The following is a 6,644-nucleotide window of genomic DNA, read 5'->3' on the forward strand; positions in this document are numbered from 1 at the left end:
CCTCCCCCGCCCATGCCGCCGTCGGCGCCGACCCCCTCCACTCCGGCACCGTCCACGCCGGCACCCTCCACGCCGGATTCGCAGGCCGCGCCCCCCGCCTCGTACATCGGCCCCTACCGGGTGATCCGGGAACTCGGCGCGGGCGGCATGGGCCGTGTCCATCTCGCCGCGTCGCGCAGCGGCCGTGCGGTGGCGGTCAAGGTCGTACGCTCCGAACTCGCCGCCGACCCCGACTTCCGCCGCCGCTTCAAGGCGGAGGTCGACGCCGCACGCGCGGTCTCCGGCGCTTTCACCGCGCCGGTCGTGGACGCCGACCCCGGGGCCCCGCAGCCGTGGCTGGCCACCGCCTACATCCCCGGCCCCTCCCTCACCGAGGCCCTGGAGGCCCACGGGCCGATGCCCGAGCCGACCTTGCGCGTGCTCGGCGGCGGCCTTGCCGAGGCGCTGGCCGCGATCCACCGCGCCGGGCTCATCCACCGCGACCTCAAGCCGTCGAACATCCTGCTCACCCTCGACGGTCCCCGGGTCATCGACTTCGGCATCAGCCGGGCCGTCGACGGGACCGTCCTCACCGCCGAGGGCCAGGTCGCGGGATCGCCCGGCTTCATGTCGCCCGAGCAGTCGCGGGGCGTCGAACTCACGCCCGCCTCCGACGTGTTCGCCTTCGGCGCCGTACTCGCCTTCGCCGCCACCGGCGTCCCGCCCTTCGGCACCGGCGCGGCCCACGCCCTGCTCTACCGGGCCGCCTACGAAGAGCCGCAGCTGCACGGCGTCCCGCACGGCCTGCTCGGCATCGTCACCGCGTGCCTCGACAAGGACCCCGCCCGCCGCCCCACCGTCGGCCAACTCCAGTCCTGGCTGCGCCCGGAGACCACCGCGCGCTGGCTCGGCGCGGTCGAGCTCCAGGTCACTGAGGACCAGCGCACCCTCCAGGACGCCCTGCGCGCCCCGCTGCTCAGCCGCCGCCGACTGCTGACCGGCGGCGCCGCGCTCGCCGTGACGGCGGCGGCCGGGGGCACCGTCTGGTACCTGCGCTCGCGTGACGGGAACGGCAAGGGCGGCGACGGCTCGGTCGCCACCCCCGAACTCGACTGGACCAAGGAGCTGCCGCAGCCCGCCATGTCCCTGAGCGCGGTGACCCGCTCCACCCTGCTCTGCACCCAGAAGGCCTCCGGCGCCTGCTTCGACCGGGAGACCGGCAAGCTCCTGTGGGAGGACGACAGCGGCCAGAACACCGACGCCCTCGCCGACGACAAGCGCGTATACACGGTACGTACGGACGGCAAGGTGCACGCCTTCGACGGCCGCTCCGGCAAGGAGGTGTGGGACGCGTCCCCGGCCGGGGAGGGCGCGCCCAAGCTGGACCTCTCGGACGGCGACCTGGTCATGACGGCGAGCGGCGGGCGGTTCCAGGCCCTGGAGGCGTCGAGCGGCGAGGTGCGGTGGACCTCGCGGGACGTGAAGGACGGGAGCATGGTCCTCGGCGTGACGCCGGCGGGCGCGCTGCTCGCCTGGGGCAGCGCGTCGAGGACGAATCCGGCCGCGATGCTCTCGGGCTACTCCGCCCTGGACCGGAAGACGGGCGACCGTATCTGGGCGAAGGACCTGGTCACCCTGTACGCCCCGGGCGGGAACAGGGGCGAGCCCAAGTCCAAGGCCAAGCCCACGGGCAAGGCCAGGAGCAAGGTGCTCTACGGCATCGACGCCGACATGAAGCTGCTGGCCATCGACCCCGAGAACGGCAAGACGCTGTGGAGCGAACCCACCGAACTCCCCTCGACGAACAGTGAGATCCTCGGCTTCACCGGGGCCCTGAGCCTCCTCGGCGACACCCTGTTCTCCTACCCGAGCACCAACTTCGGCGGCTCGACCCGCGGCCTGCTCACCGCCTTCGACCCGGAGTCGGGCAAGACCCGGTGGACGGTCCAGACGGCCGCGCGCGGCGAACGCGGCTACGCACGGGTGGAGGGGACCGTCTGCTACCTGGACAGGAAGGTCCTGCACGGGATCGACGCCAGGACCGGCGCGAAACGCTGGAAGGCGGGCAAGGGCCTGGCCGACCTGACCCTCCTGGGCGCCCTGCCCGGACTCTTCCTCGCGGCGGGCAAGAAGGGCCTGTACGCCTTCCACCCCGAGACCGGCGAACAGGTCTGGCACTACCGCGCCACGGGCGGCTCCGGCTCCTGGTCGGCACTCCCGCTCGACACCCACCTGTACGCCACCTGGTCGGGCAAGCTCTTCCGCTTCTCGGTGCCGAAGGCGTAGCGGGGCTCCTCCCCCGCCCCCGGCGGCGGGCGGTCGGCAATTCGGTGGTGGGCGTACCGGAGGGGGCCTATCGTGTCGATCATGTACTCGACCCTGCACAACTGGCAGTCCCTGCGCATCCGTTCGGTGTCCCGGACTCGGTGCTGACCCGAGCGTTCCGTCGGCACCTGGTCATCCGCGCACGTGCACCGTTCGCCTCAGGATGACGAGGACTCCTTACATGCGCATCACCGCACACCCCACCTTCGTATTCGTTCCCGGCGGGTCCAGCAATGCCCGCGCCTGGGGGCCGTTGCAGAACGAGCTGGCCCTGCTCGGTCACCGTTCGTACGCCGTCGACCTGCCCGGCCACGGCGACCACGCCGACCACCCGGCCGCCTACTACCGCCAGCCGCAGGACCTCGGGGCACTGGCCACCGCGCCCTCCCCGATGCGCGGCATCACGTTGCGGGACAACGTGGCTCATGTGGTCGACGTCCTGCACCGGCTCGCCCCGTCCGGGCCCCTGGTCCTGGCGGGCAACAGCTTCGGCGGCCTGACCGTCACCGCCGTCGCCAACGCCGTGCCCGAACTCCTGGACCGCGTCGTCTACCTCTCCGCGGTCTGCCTCAGCGACCCGGCGATGGTCACCGGGAAGTGGGACGTCCTCGACGACAACCTGCTGGACGCCGCGGCAGCACGCATCACCGTGCCGCGCTCGGGGGATCCGGGAGTGGTACGGCTCAACTGGCGTGCCGCGCACACCGACTCCGTGCTGTTCACGCAGCTCAAGACCGCCGTCATGGCCGACTCCACCGACCACCAGTTCCGGATGCTGCTCGACTCCATGGACCCGGACGAGAACTACGCGGTACTGGAGGAGGGCGCGGTGGCCCTGGCCGAGCGGTGGGGCAAGGTGCCGCACACCTATGTACGCCTCACCGAAGACCTGAGCATCCCCCCGGCCGTCCAGGACTACATGATCCGCAAGGCCGACGAACTGACCCCGGAAAACCCATTCGACGTCCGTGCGCTGGCCACGTCACACGTCGGATACTTCAGCCGCCCGCACCTCTTTGCAGCACTGTTGGCCGAGCTGGTCCAAGCGGAGTCGATGTAAGCGGACAGCGCGGCCCTTCACTCCACGAACAACCCCCGCGCCGCCGCCCCCGCGTCGAACTCCTCCAGGCGGGCCTGCGCGTCCGGGAGGCCGTCGCACATGGTTTCCAGGAGGACGCGGCCCAGCAGCATCGGGGCGCACGCCGTGTCGAAGGCGAGGCCCGTGCCGACCGCTGCCGGGAGCAGGAGGTGGGAGTAGGCGGCCACCGGGGCGAACGGGGAGTCCGCCACCGTGACCACCGTCAGGCCCGCCTCCCTCGCGTGGGCCAGCGCGTCCACGACCTCACGGGGGTGGCGCGGGAGCGCGAAGCACAGGAGCGCCGTGGCGCCCGCGCGGACCGCCGCGTCGATGCGGTCGGTCAGCATCGTGCCGCCCTCGTGGAGGAGGCGCACGTCGGGGTGGACCTTCGCGGCGAAGTACGAGAAGCCGTAGGCCTGGGAGGCGGCGGCCCGCAGGCCGAGGACGGGGAGGGGGCGGGACGCGGCGAGGAGGCGGCCCGCCCGCTCCACCGGCGCCGGGTCCGCGAGGGCGTCCGCGAGGTGCCGGAGGTTCGCGATCTCCGCCTCGACCGCCTGCTGGTATTCGTTGAGGGAGTCCTCGGCCGCCGTCTCGGGGGGCGCCACGTCCCGCAGGTGTCTGCGCAGCGCCGGATAGCCGTCGAAGCCGAGTGCCACCGCGAAACGGGTGACCGAGGGCTGGCTCACCCCGGCCAGCTCCGCCAGCTCGACGCTGGAGAGGAAGGGGACGTCCGCCGCCCGCCGCACCATGCAGTGCGCGATGCGCCGCTGCGTGGGCGTGAGCCGGTGGCCCTCGAAGAGCGCTTGCAGTCGCGCGGCAGGGCTGTCCGTCATGCCGTCCCCCTCAGGGTCTCTGTGCCCACGGTCGTACTCAGGGTCGTGCTCAGGCGGGTCGACGGGTCGAGCACCCCGGCCGCCGCCGTCACATCATCCGTCAGCGTCCGGTCCGCCGACTCCACTCGTATCCCCTCCTCAATCGGACGCCTGGTATTGACAACCTATTCAGACAGCAAGAACTCTGCATGACCATATACAGCCGGGCAAGGGACCCCTAGGGAGAGTGGGCCGGCATGGCAGCTGAGGACCTGGTGGAGCGGCGCTCCATCGACGTCGTCCCGGACGACGAACGGCACGGCACGGCGTTCAGCCAGTTCACGCTCTGGCTCGGCGCCAACCTCCAGATCACCGCGGTCGTCACGGGCGCCCTCGCCGTCGTCTTCGGCGGCGACGTGGTGTGGTCGCTCGTCGGCCTCGTCGTCGGCAATCTGCTCGGCGGCGCGGTGATGGCGCTGCACTCGGCGCAGGGGCCGAGGCTCGGACTGCCGCAGATGATCCAGTCCCGGGCCCAGTTCGGGGTGAAGGGCGCGGTCGTGCCGCTCCTGCTCGTCATCCTCATGTACGTCGGCTTCTTCGCGAGCGGCAGCGTCCTCGCCGGACAGGCAACGGCCCGGCTGACGCACACGGACGACACCACCGGCATCATCGTCTTCGCCGTCGTCACGGCGGTGATGGCGGCGGTCGGCTACCGCGTCATCCACGCGCTCGGCCGGGTGGCGAGCGTGATCTGCGCGCTCGCCTTCGTCTATCTCGGCATACGGCTCGTGGAGCGCGTGGACGTGGGCGCCCTGCTCTCCGACGCCCACTTCGACCTGCCGGTGTTCCTGCTCGCCGTCTCCCTCTCGGCGTCCTGGCAGCTCGCCTTCGGCCCGTACGTCGCGGACTACTCGCGCTATCTGCCGCGTACGACATCGGGGCGAGCCACCTTCTGGTGGACCCTGTCAGGGTCGGCGCTCGGCTCGCAGTGGTCGATGACGTTCGGGGTGCTGGTCGCGGCGAGCGCGGGCGACGCCTTCCTGGCCAACCAGGTCGGTTACGTCGTCGGCCTCGGCGGCACCGGCCTGGTCGCCTCCTTCCTCTACTTCGTGATCGCGCTCGGCAAGCTGACCATCAACGTCCTCAACACCTACGGCGGCTTCATGTCGATGGTGACCAGCATCAGCGGCTTCCGGGGGCAGCGGGTGCTCGGGCCGCGCGGGCGGGCCGCGTACATCGCCGTGATCATGCTGGCGGGCACGGCGGTCGCGCTGCTCGGCAAGGACAGCTTCCTGACGTCCTTCAAGGACTTCCTGCTGTTCCTGCTGACCTTCTTCACGCCCTGGTCGGCGATCAACCTCGTCGACTACTACCTGATCTCCCGCGAGCGGTACGACATCCCCGCCCTCTTCGACCCCCACGGCCGCTACGGCGCCTGGCGCTGGGACGCCCTCGTGGTCTACGGCGTGGGCCTGCTCGCCCAGCTGCCCTTCCTCGTCACGCACTTCTACACGGGCCCGCTCGTCGCCCCGCTGGGCGGCGCCGACCTCTCGTGGATCGTGGGACTCGTGGTGCCCGCGGTGCTGTACTGGGCCCTGGCCAGGCGCGATGCCGTGGCACCTGGGGCTGGGCCCCGGACGGAAAGGGGGGTTACCCCCAGCGCGAAGGAGGCCCCGGCGCCGTAACGTAGCCGGGTATGGATGCCCGTGACGCCGAACTCAAGACCGACCTCAAGAAGGAACTCGACGCCACTCTGCACGCCCGCAGAGAGCTGGGCGAGGAGTACGACGCCGCCCTGGTCGACTCGTTCCTCGGGAAGATCGAGCAGCGCGTGGACGGCACGATCGACCGCCGCATGCGCCGCCACCTCGCCGAGCAGCAGATGGTCGTCGCCCGCGGCGCCCGCTCCCCCGGCAGCCCCCTCGACTCGTGGAGCGAGCGGTTCGGCTTCGGCGTGCTCTCACTGATCCTCGCCGTCCCGCTCTCCGCGATCGGCGCGGTCAACGGCGGCCTGACCGGCCTCCTGGTGACCTGGGCCGGCATCTTCGGCGTCAACGCGGTCCACGCCAACAGAGACCGCAAGCCCCGCCCCACCACAGAGTGGGACGACTGAGCCCCCCGTAAGGGAAAAGCACGGGAAGCCGAGCGCCCCGTAAGGGGCGCGGGGAACGGCGCGAGCAACCACAACGCACCCGCGGGAAGAGAACCGCCAACCCAGCGGAGCGCAATCGCGGGGACCGCCGCACCCCCGGCAACCCAGGGGGCGGGACGACGGCGATCCCCGCGAGGGACACGGGCCAGGTCAGGACCGGACCGCGCCCCGGCGTCCACGGAGGTCCGGGAGCCGCTCCGGAGTTCCTGACGCCGACAGCCACCAATGTGCCGGAGCAGTGTTAAGCGGGTGCTGCGCGCACATGTCGCGCTCGTACCACTTCCGCGAAGTCCCGCCC

Annotated in this window: 5 protein-coding genes; 4 read left to right on the forward strand and 1 reads right to left on the reverse strand. The window is 71.6% G+C overall.

Going from position 1 to position 6,644, the window contains the following annotated elements:
- Together GKQ77_RS24425 and GKQ77_RS24430 are read left to right on the forward strand one after the other, a co-directional pair.
- Positions 1–2,265: protein kinase domain-containing protein (locus GKQ77_RS24425; protein ID WP_219691084.1), on the forward strand; the 2,265-nt coding region annotated here is incomplete at its 5' end.
- Positions 2,266–2,485: 220 nt separating this feature from the next.
- A complete protein-coding gene (locus GKQ77_RS24430) occupies positions 2,486–3,364 on the forward strand; it encodes an alpha/beta hydrolase (RefSeq protein WP_219691085.1) in 879 nt (292 codons plus the stop codon).
- Positions 3,365–3,381: 17 nt separating this feature from the next.
- On the opposite strand, the gene GKQ77_RS24435 is transcribed toward GKQ77_RS24430, so the two are convergent.
- Complete coding sequence (locus GKQ77_RS24435; protein WP_219691086.1) at positions 3,382–4,215, reverse strand: MurR/RpiR family transcriptional regulator; 834 nt, start codon at positions 4,213–4,215, stop codon at positions 3,382–3,384.
- Positions 4,216–4,451: 236 nt separating this feature from the next.
- Between GKQ77_RS24435 and GKQ77_RS24440 the strand changes: the two genes are divergently transcribed.
- Positions 4,452–5,879 carry a purine-cytosine permease family protein gene (locus GKQ77_RS24440; protein WP_219691087.1) on the forward strand — a complete coding sequence of 476 codons (1,428 nt, stop codon included), beginning with the start codon at positions 4,452–4,454 and terminating at the stop codon, positions 5,877–5,879.
- An 11-nt stretch (positions 5,880–5,890) separates the two neighbouring features.
- A complete protein-coding gene (locus GKQ77_RS24445; RefSeq protein WP_219691088.1) occupies positions 5,891–6,307 on the forward strand; it encodes a hypothetical protein in 417 nt (138 codons plus the stop codon).
- The last annotated feature ends 337 nt before the right edge of the window (positions 6,308–6,644 follow it).

This window comes from Streptomyces anatolicus (assembly GCF_019400875.1).
Lineage (GTDB): Bacteria > Actinomycetota > Actinomycetes > Streptomycetales > Streptomycetaceae > Streptomyces > Streptomyces anatolicus.

What these genes read in the sequence shown, in the direction of transcription:
- GKQ77_RS24430 (WP_219691085.1), top strand. Translation starts at nt 2,486, where the DNA reads ATGCGCATCACCGCACACCCCACCTTCGTATTCGTTCCCGGCGGGTCC.
- GKQ77_RS24435 (WP_219691086.1), bottom strand. Translation starts at nt 4,215, where the DNA reads ATGACGGACAGCCCTGCCGCGCGACTGCAAGCGCTCTTCGAGGGCCAC.
- GKQ77_RS24440 (WP_219691087.1), top strand. Translation starts at nt 4,452, where the DNA reads ATGGCAGCTGAGGACCTGGTGGAGCGGCGCTCCATCGACGTCGTCCCG.
- GKQ77_RS24445 (WP_219691088.1), top strand. Translation starts at nt 5,891, where the DNA reads ATGGATGCCCGTGACGCCGAACTCAAGACCGACCTCAAGAAGGAACTC.